Source organism: uncultured Psychrobacillus sp. (genome assembly GCF_938022135.1).
Taxonomy (GTDB): Bacteria; Bacillota; Bacilli; order Bacillales_A; family Planococcaceae; genus Psychrobacillus.
The window spans coordinates 12,216-28,363 of record NZ_CALIED010000054.1; the positions used below are offsets into that span (position 1 = coordinate 12,216).

The following is a 16,148-nucleotide window of genomic DNA, read 5'->3' on the forward strand; positions in this document are numbered from 1 at the left end:
CCAAAAGAATCCTATCCCTTTTCAAAGGTGATAGGATTCTTTTATGTTTATTCATTGTCTACAAATTTCCCGTGGCTTGGTTTGGCAATTCGTTTAAATTCACTAACTAATAAATGAAGATTGCTTTTAAGTATTTCATCGCGCATTGGAAGTCCGTGACCAGTTACCGCTATATCAGGCTTCAAGGAATCTAGAAGTTTTACGGAGTATTCTGCATCCTCCCAATTTGTTGTCAAATAACGAGGGGGTCCACTTATTTCTTGTTCTTGTGTAAACACCTTGTATAAATACTCTTGTTTGACCGTAACAAATGCATCACCGGCAATCAATAGTCCATCTTCTTTTCTAAATAGCGAAACATGCCCTGGGGAATGACCTGGAGTATGAAACCACTTAAAACCTGGCATAAAAGGAACAGAGCCATCCTCTGGCAAGAAGTGTACATGATCTCCCAGGTCTATTGCTTTAACAGGAAACATCCCAGACATTTTGGAAACCATTCCTCCTTCTACGGAAGTATCCGGATCTGGGTAATCCTGCGCTCCCGTTAAAAAAGGAAGTTCCAGTGGATGAGCATACACAGGGACATTCCACTTTTCAACTAGCTCTTTAATAGCTCCTACATGATCAAAATGTCCATGTGTTAAGATGATTGCCCTTGGTTTTTTATTCTCACCAAAACGTTCCTCCACTATCTCTATAATCTTATCAGCAGATCGAGGCATTCCAGCGTCTACTAAAACGAAATCATCTGTACCTGGCTTCCCTACTAAACAAACGTTTACAATTTGAATGGTGTAACAAAAGACATCTGGTAGAATCTCTAAACCTACACCACTACCAACAGATGTCGTTGGAATATACTTATAATCGTCTCCGTAAGATATCGAATTGTCCATAATATTTAATCCCCTTCCATTATTATCTTAGTTTCTCTTCCCTCCCCAAATTTATACTTTATTATCGTTTACACTTTTACCGACCATTTTAAACCTTCTATCTCTTGATTTTATATAAATACCATAAAGTCTCTGCAATAGTCTCGATATATATAGCTTCTCTTCTTACATTAATATTTCCCTAAATCCAACCTCTCTCCAAATGATTAAAGAATAATTAGTGTATGTATAAAAAAAACAAAGGATGGCTTTTATAATCATCCTTTGTTTTTATCATAATATTTAATGTTTAACTAACCTTAAAAAATCCTGCTCTCCAACTATTTCTAAAGGAATCCCCTTTTGGATTAAGTCCTCAGCTTTTTGCATTTTGGAGCTTTTTACACCCTCTACATACTTCATAAGCGCTTGATCTCCAACTACTAAAAAGTTTGTATCTATGTCTACGGCCCCTTTACAGGTAGCTCCACGGTCAGCAGCATATTTAGCTGCATTCGATCTTGTCATAGAATCCATTTTCCCTGTAAAAACAATATTTGCACCATAAAATGGATGACGAGTATTTTTCTCAATATTGTCTGGAACTATAAAAGGAAGGGCCATGTCTTCCTTGCTCTTTTTTACTCTTGAAGGGGCTTTCTTAGTATCAAGGGAACTATTAACTTTGATCTTGTGTAAAAGAGACATTTCTTTTAATGAGCTCGTTCTTGTTTTTTTCATTGCTTCGATTGTAATTAATGCTGCAGCTCTTGCATCCTCCAATGCATCATGATGTTTGAATTGGATACTTAAATAGTTGGCTACTGTGGATAGTTTATGGTTGTACAAATCCGGCCATATTTTTTTAGCAATTCTATAAGAACAAGCATATTGGAATTGAGGTTGTTCTTCGTAGCATCTATTAACCGATTCTTTTAGTACGCCAATATCGAAACTTGCATTATGGGCTATAATCGTTTGTTGATCTATATAAGGTTTTAGCTGCGGCCAAAACTCTTGAAATGTCGGTGCATCCTGAACCATGTAATCTGTAATTCCATGAATTTTTGTATTGTAATAATTAAACTCACTAAGTGGATTAATAAGCGTTTGAACTTCTTCTATTATTTCACCATTTCTTACTACTACAATTCCAACTGAACAAGCACTAGTTCGTAAACTATTGGCAGTTTCAAAATCTATTGCAACAAAATCCATGTTTACCACCTCTAATTTTTCGTATGCTACCATTATCTCATACTAGTAGCTTCAGACATAGAAAAACCCTCTAAATAGAGGGGGTTTCTATGTTTAATATAATCTATTGACTGGTGAATGCTCGTCTAGTTTTTTTTGACGCTCTAGTTTTTCTTCCTGTTGCTGTTGATTAACTCTTCGTTCTTCCTCGTCCAATTCCGTCTGATCGTCTCCAAAAGCTGCTGGACCTAAATTTGGATCTGATCCTGGAGACTGTGACCCATAAGATTTTTCTTCTACAGTTATACTCTCCTCAATGGTCGGTCGCTTGTTCTGAACTAACTTGTCCTCTTGCATGGTATGTCCTACATGATTCTCATCTCTTACAAGCAATGGGTCTGTAGCAAAGGTTTCTCCTCTAACAAATTTATCCTGTTGCTCATCTAAACGGCCATCCGTTTCGTTCACCATATTATTTGTAGAGGGAGTAAAGCCATTTTCCTTAGCATAATCTGAGATTGGTGCTTCTCCTTCCGTAAATCGGTTTTGCACTACATCTGTTCCTACTGTATCTGTATAGTCAGTGGTTGCAGCTGCCTCAGCATTCGCGCTAGCTACTAGGGAATCCCCTTCAGGCACAGCGTCTGTATATAATACAATACTTCCTGAAGCTACCTCTTTTGCATATTGTTCTGCTTCCTCTTCAGTTAAGTCTAGCTTTTTTAGTCCCTCTACAATTGCAGATTCTCCTGTAAACCACGATTTAAATTTGTCTATGAATGTGCCAGCTTCGTGCGTGGTTACATCCGAATAGCGATTTAACGCATTCAAGTGAGTACTCTCTGATGAAATTACATGAATATCACTCTCTTCATATCCCTGTTTTTGCAGATGTTCTAATTTTTCGTACATATCTTCCTCAGTCCGAGCAATTTCAATCTTTCTGTTTGAATTTAAGTTCATGTGTATTCCTCCTGTTTTTTTAGTTTTTATTTAATGTGTTATTGCTTGAATACCCACGTTACAAACTTTCTAACCTCCTCCTCTATTTTTTAACATTAATTTAATATTTTACATATTATATTAATCACGTTATTTCTAATTCTCTACACGCTCAATCAAGAAAGAACAAGATAATATTGATTTCCGCTTTTACAGATACCTTCTGAAGAGTAGCCTCATTCCACTGGTAAAATTAATTCATTGTTTTAAAATAAAAAAGCTTTGTTAAAGTTATTGGTTGATTTTGACTAACAATTCTTTTTTTATAGTGACTGTAAACATAAACAAAGGAACTTTCAAATGGCTATTAAGAACATAAATAGATGATGAAATTGGGGTTGGTGACAGTTTTTCAGCTTTGTTTATGCGAGTAAATATTTTAGCAATCGATAAGCTGTCGCCGTTTATTGATTGGAGCGCCAGACGGCGACTCCTACGGGATGAGTGAGACAGATAAGACATCACAACCACGCGCGTAAGCGATGGGTGATGGCTTATCGCTCACCCCGAGGAAAGCGTCCGGCTGGGGCGGAAATCAATTCTACTCTCTGATTTAAGATTTCTTTGCATTATAAATCAACTCTCCCCTTTAACATAGCCATATTTTATTACCCCTGTAACTTGTTTTTTCTCTAAATCTATATTTGTATATTGGATACGATTCTTAATGGAGCAAAGTTAATGTTTTGAATATAACAACAGACAACCGTAATGTGGGTCATGTTTTCTAAAGCATACTTTAGAAAGTACTACGTATAATCACCTTAATCTACTGTTCCTAACACATCTGTATTAGGAGGTTCATAACCCATCTGGCGTGCCATAGCCATAATCTGTCCTTTGTGATGGAATTCATGAGTGATTGTATGCATGAGCAATTTACGAGGTGTCATTGATATCGGTTCTCCTTCTTCTCTCCAAGGAATCTGCCTCTTTATCGGCTTATCCATTTGTTGTGCGAATACTTCAAATACCTCATTTACATAAGAATCTACTTGTTCAAAGTGTACTTTTATTTCATTCCAACCGAGTTCCAACAGTTTTTCCTTTGAAGTGAGAGGTTTCTTTGTTTTCAATAAAACAAATGAGCCAAGCCAAGCATGATAACAGTCTGCTATGTGAACCAGCGTGTCTCTTACACTTTGCCAACCAAAGTTATTTTCTTGAGTAAAGTCACTTGGATCTAGTTCACTACAAAAGTCAAGAAGTGTCATTCGAGTCTGTCTAACCCACTCATATTCGTTTTGAGTCACTATACCCACCCCTTATAGATGTCACATACCTTTATATTCTCTATTTCTAACTAGATTCCTTCTTAAACTACCTTCTCACGTGAGTTTAAATGTAACATTTAACACAATTCTGCCCTACAAAAATCTAACCATATCTTTAACATAGTCATAATAAAAAAAGTCTCAGAAAATTTTACGAATGGTAAAATTTCTGAGGCTTATGGAATTCCTAAGGAAGTTGCATCATACTATCACAGGAGCAAAAAACTCCTGATAGAGTTCTCGGAGAATTTTGTTTTCATTGCTTTGATGAACACCAAAGGAAAGGCTGACTTCTGACGATCCTTGGTTAATCATTTCAATGTTAGCTCCAGTGCGAGCAATGGCTGTGGCAGCTCTAGCTGCTAGGCCGGTGCTATTGTTCATGCCCTCTCCAACGACTACAATCATGGAGAACTCATGTCGGAAATGGGCATCTTCTGCGTGTAATTCCTCCTTGACCCTCTTTACTATTCTGTCCTCTTTTTCGGGTGTTAGCTGGTGGCTTCGAAAAATCACAGATATATCATCTAAACCTGAAGGAGTATGCTCATAGGAAATATGCTCTTCCTCTAGAATTTGAAGTAGCTTGCGACCAAAACCGATCTCTCGGTTCATCAAATACTTACTGACGTATAGTATAGAGAATCCACTATCAGCTGAAATCCCAGTTATAGGTCTTCGATTCACTTTTCTGGATGAGACAATCTTGGTGCCAGGTGCAGAGGGGTTATTCGTGTTTTTAATGCATACCGGAATTTTAGCCTTGTATACCGGCATTAATGCTTCGTCGTGGAATACAGAGAAACCGGCATACGAAAGCTCGCGCATTTCTCGGTATGTGATTTCCTCGATTTCCACAGGACAGTTAACTACCTTCGGATTTGCACAAAAAACAGAATCCACGTCGGTAAAGTTTTCGTAAAGCTCAGCTTGAATAGAGGCTGCTAATATGGATCCGGTTATATCTGATCCACCTCTATCAAAAGTCCGTAGTAAGCCCTTTTTTGTATAACCAAAAAATCCAGGGAAAACAATCACTTCACTAGTATTTTTTAGACTCGTATGGAGGTTTTTATAAGCCTCCGGGAGTGCCATTGCCCGCTCGGGTAAGTCATTTATTAACAGACCTGCTGACTTTGGACACATGTATCTAGCTGGAATTCCGATGCTTGTGAAATAAGTAGAAATAAGCTTCGCATTATTATCCTCTCCGCTCGCTTTTAAGGAATCCATAAATAAACTATGATTTTCTTGTTTCATAGATAGCCTTGAACGTAAATCCTCTTCAATTACATCACAAATGAGTAAATCTAAGTCTAAGCCCAGAGCAATTTCCTTGTAGCGATCTAACACAGCATCAAGGCAAGGCTCTACATTTTCACCATGTAAGGCAGCGTTGCCTAGGTTTATTAATAAATCGGTCACTTTTTTATCTTGTTCAAAACGTTTGCCTGGTGCTGAAACGACTACGTATTTTCTTTTAGAATTAGCCTTTACGATTTCAGCAACCTTTTTAATTTGTTCTGCGCTCGCTACCGATGTTCCTCCAAATTTACTTACGATCATCTCATCAAATCCTTACTATTTTCGATTAATTGTATTTATGGGAAAAACAAATGATTTTATACAGTGTACAAATATTAATCATATTCGTCAATACGTTAGTCAATATTTAATAAAAAATATTTCATATAAGTGTATGATTCTGTGATTAATTATATTATTGTTCGTAATTAGGTTAATTAATTAAATAAAACAACGGATTGTCCATCTTTAATCATTTTATATACGAATAATAAATATTTTTAATTTTTTAAAATAGCATAATATCAACGTTTATATACGATGTAATAAAATGATAGCGTTTTCAAGTTTTCAAACTATATTGACAACTAAAAATATCCTGCGTATGATAGGGATAATTCAATAAGTGATAAACGATTTTGACAGAGATAAGCTTTACATTTTGTAAATCTACAGAGAGCTGATGGTTGGTGCAAATCAGTGGTTTCGTATGTGAGGTAGCACTCTTGAATCGGTGGGCTGAAGTCAGTAGGCTCATCCGTGAATGCGCGTTAAGCATGTGACTTAAGAGGCTGCAGTATGTTTGCAGTAAATTTGGGTGGTACCGCGTGAGTTATTTTAGCTCTTCGCCCCTTACATTAATGTAGGGGACGAAGGGCTTTTTTGTTTTTCCAAAATAAGGAGGAGATTTGTATGCTTCAAGATCAAACCATTTTACGTATTCCAGGACCAAGTCCAATTCCACCGAGTGTGCAACGAGCGATGAATCAATCAATGATTGGTCATAGAGGAAAAGAAACCTCAGATATGCTTAAGCGTATTACCCCTGGGTTGAAGAAAGTGTTTGGTACAGACCAAGAGGTTGCCATTATTGCTGGGAGTGGGACTGCAGGTTTAGAAACGGCAGTTGTGAATGTCGTAAAGCCAGGGGAAGAAGTGCTTGTTGTAGTAACAGGTGCGTTTGGAGATCGTTTCACTAAGATTTGTGAGGCCTATCATATTAAAACACACGTATTAAGTACTGAATGGGGCAAGGCATTAGATCCACAAGAAGTTAAGGCATTTCTAGTAAAGCATCCACAAGTAAAAGCAGTATTTTCTACTTATTGTGAGACATCCACTGGAGTTTTAAATCCAATTGATCAGCTAGCTTTAGCCGTACAAGAGGTGTCAGAGGCTTTAATCGTAGTAGATGGAGTTTCATGTGTGGCAGGAGTAGAAACGAAAATGGATGAGTGGGGAATCGATGTAATGGTCACTGGTTCTCAGAAGGCATTCATGCTTCCTGCAGGTTTAACGTTCGTCGCTGCTAGTGCAAAAGCTTGGAAAGTGATCGAAGAAAACGATCAGCCTAGATTTTATTTGAACCTAAAAAAATATAGAGATAATTTACTAAAAGATACTACACCGTTTACTCCCGCCTTGTCATTATTATTTGGACTTGAGCAGGTGCTGAACTTATTGGAGACAGAAGGTCTTGAAAACGTATATGCTCGCCATGAGCTAATGAAAAATATGACTCGTGCAGCGTTTAAAGCACTAGACATTCCATTACTGACAACAGATAAGGATGCTTCCCCAACTGTTACAGCTGTTCAGCCAGAGGATTTTGATGCAGAAGAGTTCCGTAAAATTCTGAAGAATGAATTCGCGATATCCATAGCAGGCGGCCAACAGCATTTAACGGGCAAAATCTTCCGAATTGGGCATATGGGCTATTGCTCTCCAGCAGATCAGCTGCAGATCATTAGTGCGATAGAGATAGCTCTAAAAAAAATAGGTAAAGATATTGAGCTTGGAAAAGGAACAGCAGCGGCGCAACGAGTTTATTTAGCATAAGTAAAACTTAATGAGAAGGAGCAGATGAATGATGACTTACAATATACTAATTAGCGACCCACTTAGCGAGGATGGTATTTTCCCTTTAAGGGAGGCAGAGGGATTTAATATAGTAGTAGATACAGATTTAACCCCTGATCAACTTGCAGAAAAAATTGGAGAATTCGATGCTTTGCTTGTGCGAAGTCAAACTCAGGTCACTCGAGAAATTATTGAAAAGGCAACGAACCTAAAAATCATAGGCAGAGCTGGAGTTGGAGTAGATAATATTGATCTTCCTGCAGCAACAGAGCGTGGAATCATTGTTGTTAATGCACCGGATGGCAACACCAACTCTGCTGCTGAGCATACTATTGCAATGTTAATGTCGCTTGCTCGAAAAATTCCCCAAGCATTCCATTCCTTAAAAAATAAAAAATGGGATCGCAAAACGTATATTGGAGTAGAGGTAAAGAATAAAACATTGGGTGTCGTTGGATTTGGTCGAATCGGTCAAGAGGTTGCAGTTCGTGCAAAGGGTCAACGAATGAACGTAATTGCCTACGATCCTTTCTTAACCCCTGAAAAAGCAGAAAAGCTTGGCGTACAATTTGGTACAGTGGAGGATGTTATTAAAGCAGCAGATTTCATCACTATACATACTCCTTTACTTAAAGAAACACGCCACTTAATTAATAAGGACGCATTTGAAAAAATGAAGGACGGTGTACAAATCATTAACTGTGCCCGCGGCGGAATTATCGATGAGGATGCTTTATATGATGCGATTCTTTCTGGTAAGGTGGCTGGGGCGGCACTAGATGTGTTTGAAGAAGAGCCATTCGTAGAGCATAAGCTGTTAACATTGCCACAGGTTATTGCTACCCCACATTTAGGGGCTAGCACAGTAGAAGCACAAGAAATAGTAGCGATTGACGTGTCATACGATGTAGTGAGCTTTTTAACAGAAGGAGTCGTAAAAAATCCAGTTAACCTTTCTTCAGTACCGAAGGACATATTGGCAAAAATTGAACCATATTTCAACCTGGTCGAACAGCTTGGATCCTTCTTGAGCGATTTAGTGGAGGGACCTCCAGAAGAAATAAATATTACCTACGCTGGCGAGCTTTCTAATTTTGATACACGCCCATTATCTCGAAACGCAGTTAAGGGCTTCCTAAAAAGCAAGTTAGGCGAGTCTGTAAACGATGTGAACGCAAAATTCCTTGCTGATCGTCTTGGCATTTCTATTAATGAATTAAAAACGACAAACTCTAAAGGATTTACAAGTCTAATTACAGTGGAAGTAAAAACTGCTACTGAATCACGAAAAGTGTCTGGTACATTATTGAATGGACTGGGCGGACGAATCGTTCGAGTGGATGACTTTATCGTAGATGTGGTCCCTAACGGATATTTACTATTTATTCGTCATAAAGACCAACCAGGTGCAATTGGGCGTGTAGGTATGCTGCTTGCAGAGGAAGGCGTGAATATTGCAACGATGCAGGTGGGACGCTCTGAAGTAGGCGGTGATGCAATCATGATGCTTACAATCGACAAGCATATAGAGGGTAAAGGCATTGAGAAACTAAAAGGACTAGCAGATATATTCGATGCAACACCTATAGATTTATAAGTGAAAATTTAAAAGCTTAGTTTAAAATTGAAAAATCATCTCTCGAGGTCTTCTAGAGAGGTGATTTTTTATTGGATATTTATGTTAAAATTATTATACGTGTTGAAGGTCTGCCTCAAACTAACTTTCTCACAAGGAATATTAAACTTGCCTTCTTGGGTATATACTCTATTTCATAGAGGAGATAAGTTCTAAATCTGACATAATAAAAAGGAGTCTAGCTCATACATATGGTCATCCTAATTATCATCATCACATTGCTGCTTTATGGCGGTCTAGTCTATTATATTGGCTGGCGGGGATATCGCTGGCTCCGTCCGGAATCGTCAAGTCGCCGCTTCAAATTACTTTACAGCTTCATCGTAGTACTGGCAGCCAGCTCTTTAATTGTCGGTTTTACATCGGGAATCACCTTTATAAATATTGTGGGTGCTTACTGGATGGCCTGCTTTTATTTACTGTTGCTATTAGTTCCTCTTGCTCATATAACAGTTATCCTATTACGTTATACCAGGCTACCGAGACACAGTACACAAAAGTGGGCAGGTTTCGTCACTTTGGGTCTAGTTGTTTTTTTTCTTGCATACGGCACATATAACGCATACAGTCCCATTGTTCGTAGCTATGATATTAAGATAGCTAAAGGCTCCTCAAATCTGGATGGTCTTCATATTGCATTGGCAGCAGATACACACTTTGGTTTGCTGTCTGGTAAAAGTCACGCTGAGCGGTTAGTTAAGGAAATCAATGCACTCAATCCAGATATAATCTTACTACCTGGTGATCTCTTTGATGATGATATTCAACCATTTTTTGATCAGAGAATAGATCAGATATTATCTAAGCTTGATGCACCTTACGGAGTTTATGCATCGCTTGGCAATCATGATAGGCATGACGGTACCATGCAGGAACTAATAGATGCATTGGAGAACAGCGGAATCAATATACTTTACGATGATATAGTAGAGGTTCAAGGGAAATTTACGCTCATTGGTCGAAAAGACCGCATCGACAAGGACAGGTTACCTTTAGATTCACTGATGGATGATGTGAACCTTTCAAATCCAACTATTTTATTGGATCACCAGCCATATGAGCTTGATATTGCACAGCAGCAAGGCATTGACTTGATGGTGTCAGGTCATACGCATGGGGAACAAGTCTTCCCAGGCAATTTAATTACTAGTGCTATTTATGAAAATGATTGGGGACATCTGCAAAAGGAAACGATGCATTCTGTTGTGACATCCGGTTTTGGCTTTTGGGGTCCGCCGATTCGGATTGGTACACGCTCAGAGATAGTGATGATACAAATCGAGTTTGAATAAATGGTGCTGTTCCAAGCTGCAAAGTGACATTCCAAATAGAAGGGGCAATAAGTCTAGAGAGGCCATCGACGTAAACGATGGGTTAAGGCTTATTGCTCACCACACGAGAGAGGGAGGCGAATAAATTCTACTTTATTAATTTGAACTCCTTGAAATAAATCCAATGCCAGTACCTACCCATATTCCTATTAATATACTGATTGTAAATAAGCCGATTCCCATACCTTCCCAACCACCAACTCCAATTACGCTAAAAATAATTACCCCAATGCACATCATACTTAATACAGTAGAAGTAGAAAATAAAGATTTTCTTGAAACTTTACGAGATATTATGAACATACCAATTGCAAACACAATGCCGCAAAGCAATATAGGAGTCCATCCTTCTAACATCAAAGCATCCATTTAATTACCTCCTGTGAAGTTTTTCCGCAAAATACCTAAGATTTTTACTTGAAAAATTTCATCTTAACTTGATTTATTCATAGTTAACTTTAATGGGACCATATCGCGACCAGCCATTGTATCCGCTAAATTCGAACTTTAAAAATCCAATGGGTTCTACTTCATGTATCGTTAAAACAACTACTGCTTTTGATGGTTCCCTTGTATTATAATAAGCTAAACTCTCTTCCGCTTTTCCACCGTTATCAAAGTAGTAATGCAAATACAAGCTTGTATCACTTGATTTAATCTCTTTGCTGCTTCCAGTAATTTGGGCTGACTCTCCAGCTTTAAGACTTTTTATCGTCCCGACTTCTTCAAAGACTCCCAAAGTGGCACTATATGAAAAAATTAAATTAGAGAGATCTTGATTACTCAAATTATTAACCTCTATAGTAACTCCTTTATCATAATCTCTAAACTCTCCTTGGTTTTCCATTTCCCAAGTGTATAAAACATAATAAATAAATATTACAAATGCAACGATTGGCAATGTAAAAGTAAGTACTACAGCTCCAACTATCTTCTTCAAAATAATATCCTTCTCCCTTTAGAGGATATACTCTTTTTATGACCATAATTCTTATTTTAACATAAATATCCAATTCAAAGGTTTACCTGAAAATAAACGAGTGGAGTATTCTGAAATAATTTTCTATAGTAGCATTATATAAGCAAACTATTAAAAGGCAAGAGTGCTGATTTAACAGCATTCTTGCCTAATTTAAAATTATATAATTATTGTTCTAATATATTAAGTAGATCATGTAAACTTTTAATAGTATACGTAGGCTGAACTTCCTCCGATACCGGCTTAGCTTCTCGATTGATCCATACGGATTGAATACCCGCACGAGATGCTCCAAGGATATCGGTCATTAAATTGTCTCCAACCATTAATACTTCTTCCTTGCTAACTGAAACAAGCTCAAGGGCATGCTCAAAAATAGATGGATCTGGTTTTCCTTTTCCGAATGCCCCAGAGATTATAATATGATCAAAGTATGGTGAAATTTCTGGAGTAATTTCAAGCTTTGTGTTTTGCAGGCTTGGCGAGCCATTTGTCATTAGTAGTAGCGTATAGTTATTCTTTAATTTGTCTAGTACTTCAAATGTTTCTTCATATACAAAAGGATTTTCCTTGCGCATACGTGGAAAATAACTTGCTAGTTCCTTTCCAAGGGTCTCGTCCTCGACGCCAAGCTTTTGTAAGCCTTGTGTCCATGCATGTTGTTGATAGTCAGCGATTAGTAGCTTCATCTTTTGAAAATCTTCCCCTGGATCATCAAATGTGCCCCATAGTCCCTCAAAAGGATTAATACCAATCATTTGGGTGAATGGACGTGTTTCATATGAATCATATAACTGGCTTGCCGAGTCACGAACGGATTTTTCGAGCTCTTTGGAATTTACGCTAGCCTTTGCAGCAGCATAATCACAGGTTTTCTGAAAAGCCGTTTCTACGCTTTTCTTGTCCCATAGTAAGGTGTCGTCCAAATCAAAAAATACAGCTTTTTTCTTCATCTATGTACCCCCTCCACTAACTTACTTATTACTTTACCTCAGTAAAGGGAGATATGTCACTAGCGTTAGCTAAAATGTTAATAATGTATTGAGCGGGCCTTCTGTACGAATAATATCTTCTATTGATTTAATAGGAATCGGAAAGTAAGGAAATCCATATACATAAGGGGTAATCTCGTAGAGTTGAAAATAAATGACGATAGTATGATCGGCCAGATAGTAATCCTGGTCTGGTCTGATAGTAGTAAAATCCTCCAAAAGAGGAACCTCCCAAGCTTCTATTTTCATCGAAATAATTTGAGATAGCTTCTCTACATAATTACTATTTGGGTTAAACAAGTCCTTTAATGAATATTGCTTTCCAGTCATAACATCGAAGGTTAGGGACTTAGTAATAGTTAAACCATGAGCACCGCCTGTAAAGGAATAAACAGTAAGACTTAAGCTTAAAATATTACGCTCATTCGTTTTAATTTCATAAGTCCCGATCATCTCTTCTAAGAATTCATTATAAAAGCCTTGCTCAATAAGCATATTATTTAAAAGCGAAACAATATCTCCATTAATCTTTTTTTCTGTTAAAGAATGAGGTAAGTTAGTAATATGAGGAAAATTAACAGAAATGTTAGGTTTTGAATGGGTAATGTTTTTGTTTGTAACGGAAACTGGAAAATCCACTGTTCACAACCTTTCAAACATAATAGTAATTATATGAATGAAAGGAGTTTCGTATGTTTTTAAAAAAAGTAATGATGAGAACTGATGAAAACATACTAAGGGATGAATATCCTTTTACTATACCTACAATCCAAAATTTTAGGGAACTTGAATTGATCAATAACGTCACCTTCTTTGTAGGTGAAAATGGCACAGGAAAATCGACTCTATTAGAAGCAATTGCAGATCAATGTGAATTTAATACAGCTGGTGGAGGCAGAAATAATTACTATGAAGTGGATGCTGCCGAGAGTGCGTTAGGGAAGTATCTAAAGCTCTCTTGGATGCCAAAGGTGACCAATGGCTTCTTTTTACGAGCCGAGACATTCTATCAATTTGCATCCCACGTAACGGAAAGTGAAAGTATTGGATCCTATGGTGGGAAGTCACTTCATGAGCAATCACATGGTGAATCTTTTTTATCCTTATTTTTGCACCGTTTTAATGGGAGAGCTATTTATTTATTGGACGAACCTGAAGCAGCACTTTCTCCCCAAAGACAGCTTGCCTTTTTAAAGATAATGCATGACTTAATACAAGAAGAGGATTGCCAATTTATCATTGCTACGCATTCACCGATAATTTTAGGCTTTCCAGAAGCAACAATTCTTAGCTTTGATGACGGACATATTAAAGAAGTGGAATATGAACAAACAGCACATTATCAAACAACTAAATATTTTCTAGATCACCGGGAAAAATTTTTAAAAGAGTTATTGGAAGGTGATTAGATGCCAGTGATTATAGATTATTTAGATGAGATGCTTTATGCTATTATGATTTTTTTGCCGGTCCTGCTTATTTGGCGACTCATTCGATGGAAGAGACGCGGTTTTCATTTAAGGGAAGGGTTATACGAGCTTGGCGTGCTATTTCTTATTGCAGTATTAGTGGGATTGTTTTCGCAGACAATTGTTCCTAAGCCTGAAGAGGAGCAAGCATATGTGCATAGTATTAACTTAGAATTGTTTCGAGTAATAGAGGAAACTTGGAACGCTATTATTTACTTGGGATATTGGGAGCCCTTTTATATTAACTTCCTTGGGAATATAGCTCTGTTTATACCAATTGGTTTTCTATTTCCACTTCTATTTAGACGTATGGAAATTTTCCCCTTCCCAGTCCTAATCGGATTTCTTATCTCGCTTTTTATAGAAATCGTTCAGATTCCCCAACACAGGAGCAGCGACGTAGATGACCTTTGGTTAAATAGCTTAGGAGCATTAATAGGGTATATTCTTTATATAATTATTAGAAGGAAGTTTCCTGCTTTTTGTAGGGTGTTCAAAAAAAATCAACCTACGAGTTTATAAAAGTTCCGACATGGGTAAATATGAATCGGACAGTATAAAACAAGGAGACATCCAAGAATGATGATACAGAAGGATACACAAACAGAAAAAAGAAGAGATAATATTATAGAAGATTTAGTAAATAAAGGTGTTTTTAAAATTGATGGAAAACAATTATATGAACTGAATTTTTATCAATTAATGAAGCAATATATAAATGATGAGAAACAAACAAATTAGTGCCTATTAAAAGGCACTTTTTTTAATTGCTTTTATCTACTTATATGGCTAATGGTCGATAATAAAAATGTGGTACACTTGATTCAAACACAGATGAGGTGGAGAAAAACTTGACAGTTATAGAACAATTAAATGAAACATTACAAAAAAAATGGGCAGAGGCCGAATTTGCATTTGAAATGCCTATCCAAACCCAACTAATCCCACATATGCTTAACGGTTCAGATATAGTAGCAGAATCCCCGACGGGTACAGGGAAGACACTAGCTTACGTTCTTCCCTTACTACAAAAGGTAGATCCTTCTAAGAAACAGATACAAGCATTAGTTGTAGTCCCTTCACAAGAATTAGGGATGCAAATTGTAGAAGTATTTAGAGAATGGGCTTCAGGTACAGGCGTCTCTGTGGCTCAATTAATTGGCGGTGCGAATATTAACCGACAAATTGAAGGATTAAAGAAAAAACCCAATATAGTAGTTGGGACACCGGGTAGACTGCAAGAGCTTGTGAAAGTGAAAAAGCTGAAAATGCACGAAATTAATACAATCGTATTAGACGAAGGAGATCAGCTACTAAGCAGAGAGCATCGTACAACTGTAAAGGGATTAATAGATGCTACTGTTGAAAGACAGCTTGTTGTAACATCTGCCACTATTACGGAAGAAATAGAGCTAGTTGCAGAGCGTATGATGAAGGAGCCAGTTCGAATTCATGTGACTGCAGAGGAAGTACCAGCCAAGGGAGAAGTTATTCATAGCTTTGTTAAAACAGAGACTAGAGACAAAACAGAGCTTTTACGAAAGCTATCTCACTTACCAGGTATGAGAGGATTAGCATTTGTGAATAGCTTAGATCAGTTGCTTATGAAGGACTATAAGCTCTCCTACCGAGATGCACCTATCGTTTCCTTACATTCAGAGATGAAAAAAGAGGAACGTAAAAAAGCATTAGATGACTTTAAAAACGGAAAAGTGAATATCTTAATAGCAACAGATGTAGCTGCTAGAGGATTAGACATTTCTGGGCTAACACACGTTATTCACGTAGATGTTCCACACTCTATCGAACAATACCTACATCGTTCAGGACGAACAGGACGAGCAGGCAAAAATGGAGAAGTTTTAACTCTTTTATCTTATAACGATGAAAAAACCTATAAAAAATGGACAAAAGATATACCGGGTAAAGCTGTTCAAAAAATATGGTATCGTGGTGAATTAATAGAAGGTTCATCTAAAACGATCGATAAAAAGGGGAAGTAAGTG

The 16,148-nt window shown here is 37.4% G+C and carries 16 protein-coding genes and 1 other annotated feature; of the genes, 7 read left to right on the plus strand and 9 right to left on the minus strand.

Annotation, left to right across the window (positions count from 1 at the left end):
- Window positions 1-47: 47 nt before the first annotated feature.
- The 5 genes from Q0371_RS10540 to Q0371_RS10560 all read right to left on the minus strand — a co-directional run bounded on the left by Q0371_RS10540 (window position 48) and on the right by Q0371_RS10560 (window position 5,917).
- Entirely contained in the window at window positions 48-899 is an 852-nt protein-coding gene (locus Q0371_RS10540) for an MBL fold metallo-hydrolase (protein ID WP_298470935.1), read from the minus strand.
- Between the two features lie 282 nt (window positions 900-1,181).
- Window positions 1,182-2,096 (minus strand): exonuclease domain-containing protein, encoded by a 915-nt coding sequence (locus tag Q0371_RS10545; protein WP_169359072.1) that lies wholly within the window; start codon window positions 2,094-2,096, stop codon window positions 1,182-1,184.
- 93 nt (window positions 2,097-2,189) lie between these two features.
- Window positions 2,190-3,038 (minus strand): general stress protein, encoded by an 849-nt coding sequence (locus Q0371_RS10550; protein ID WP_298470939.1) that lies wholly within the window; start codon window positions 3,036-3,038, stop codon window positions 2,190-2,192.
- Window positions 3,039-3,841: 803 nt separating this feature from the next.
- Entirely contained in the window at window positions 3,842-4,330 is a 489-nt protein-coding gene (locus Q0371_RS10555) for a DinB family protein (protein WP_298470941.1), read from the minus strand.
- A gap of 222 nt (window positions 4,331-4,552) precedes the next feature.
- On the minus strand, window positions 4,553-5,917 hold the full coding sequence (locus tag Q0371_RS10560) for an aspartate kinase (RefSeq protein WP_298470943.1): 1,365 nt from the start codon (window positions 5,915-5,917) through the stop codon (window positions 4,553-4,555).
- Window positions 5,918-6,285: 368 nt separating this feature from the next.
- Window positions 6,286-6,512: a binding site (T-box leader), on the plus strand.
- A gap of 56 nt (window positions 6,513-6,568) precedes the next feature.
- Here Q0371_RS10560 and Q0371_RS10565 point away from each other — a divergent pair.
- The 3 genes from Q0371_RS10565 to Q0371_RS10575 all read left to right on the plus strand — a co-directional run bounded on the left by Q0371_RS10565 (window position 6,569) and on the right by Q0371_RS10575 (window position 10,663).
- On the plus strand, window positions 6,569-7,714 hold the full coding sequence (locus tag Q0371_RS10565; RefSeq protein WP_298470945.1) for an alanine--glyoxylate aminotransferase family protein: 1,146 nt from the start codon (window positions 6,569-6,571) through the stop codon (window positions 7,712-7,714).
- A gap of 31 nt (window positions 7,715-7,745) precedes the next feature.
- On the plus strand, window positions 7,746-9,332 hold the full coding sequence (serA, locus tag Q0371_RS10570) for a phosphoglycerate dehydrogenase (protein ID WP_251557036.1): 1,587 nt from the start codon (window positions 7,746-7,748) through the stop codon (window positions 9,330-9,332).
- A 230-nt stretch (window positions 9,333-9,562) separates the two neighbouring features.
- Entirely contained in the window at window positions 9,563-10,663 is a 1,101-nt protein-coding gene (locus Q0371_RS10575; protein ID WP_298470947.1) for a metallophosphoesterase, read from the plus strand.
- Between the two features lie 135 nt (window positions 10,664-10,798).
- On the opposite strand, the gene Q0371_RS10580 is transcribed toward Q0371_RS10575, so the two are convergent.
- The 4 genes from Q0371_RS10580 to Q0371_RS10595 all read right to left on the minus strand — a co-directional run bounded on the left by Q0371_RS10580 (window position 10,799) and on the right by Q0371_RS10595 (window position 13,312).
- Window positions 10,799-11,071, minus strand: coding sequence for a YesK family protein (locus tag Q0371_RS10580; protein WP_298470949.1), 273 nt, complete (start codon window positions 11,069-11,071; stop codon window positions 10,799-10,801).
- Window positions 11,072-11,144: 73 nt separating this feature from the next.
- Window positions 11,145-11,642, minus strand: a complete 498-nt coding sequence (locus tag Q0371_RS10585) for a hypothetical protein (RefSeq protein ID WP_298470951.1) — start codon at window positions 11,640-11,642, stop codon at window positions 11,145-11,147.
- A 206-nt stretch (window positions 11,643-11,848) separates the two neighbouring features.
- Window positions 11,849-12,634 carry an HAD family hydrolase gene (locus Q0371_RS10590; RefSeq protein ID WP_298470952.1) on the minus strand — a complete coding sequence of 262 codons (786 nt, stop codon included), beginning with the start codon at window positions 12,632-12,634 and terminating at the stop codon, window positions 11,849-11,851.
- 69 nt (window positions 12,635-12,703) lie between these two features.
- Window positions 12,704-13,312: a DUF3298 and DUF4163 domain-containing protein gene (locus Q0371_RS10595; RefSeq protein ID WP_298470954.1), complete on the minus strand. Its 609-nt coding sequence runs from the start codon at window positions 13,310-13,312 to the stop codon at window positions 12,704-12,706.
- A 53-nt stretch (window positions 13,313-13,365) separates the two neighbouring features.
- Here Q0371_RS10595 and Q0371_RS10600 point away from each other — a divergent pair, with 53 nt between their 5' ends.
- The 4 genes from Q0371_RS10600 to Q0371_RS10615 all read left to right on the plus strand — a co-directional run bounded on the left by Q0371_RS10600 (window position 13,366) and on the right by Q0371_RS10615 (window position 16,145).
- Complete coding sequence (locus Q0371_RS10600; protein ID WP_298470956.1) at window positions 13,366-14,082, plus strand: AAA family ATPase; 717 nt, start codon at window positions 13,366-13,368, stop codon at window positions 14,080-14,082.
- The gene (locus Q0371_RS10605; protein WP_298470958.1) at window positions 14,083-14,664 is read left to right on the plus strand and encodes a VanZ family protein; all 582 of its coding nucleotides are present in this window, start codon (window positions 14,083-14,085) and stop codon (window positions 14,662-14,664) included.
- Window positions 14,665-14,721: 57 nt separating this feature from the next.
- Complete coding sequence (locus Q0371_RS10610) at window positions 14,722-14,883, plus strand: Fur-regulated basic protein FbpA (RefSeq protein WP_169360728.1); 162 nt, start codon at window positions 14,722-14,724, stop codon at window positions 14,881-14,883.
- Between the two features lie 110 nt (window positions 14,884-14,993).
- Window positions 14,994-16,145 (plus strand): DEAD/DEAH box helicase, encoded by a 1,152-nt coding sequence (locus tag Q0371_RS10615; protein ID WP_298470960.1) that lies wholly within the window; start codon window positions 14,994-14,996, stop codon window positions 16,143-16,145.
- Window positions 16,146-16,148 lie beyond the last annotated feature (3 nt).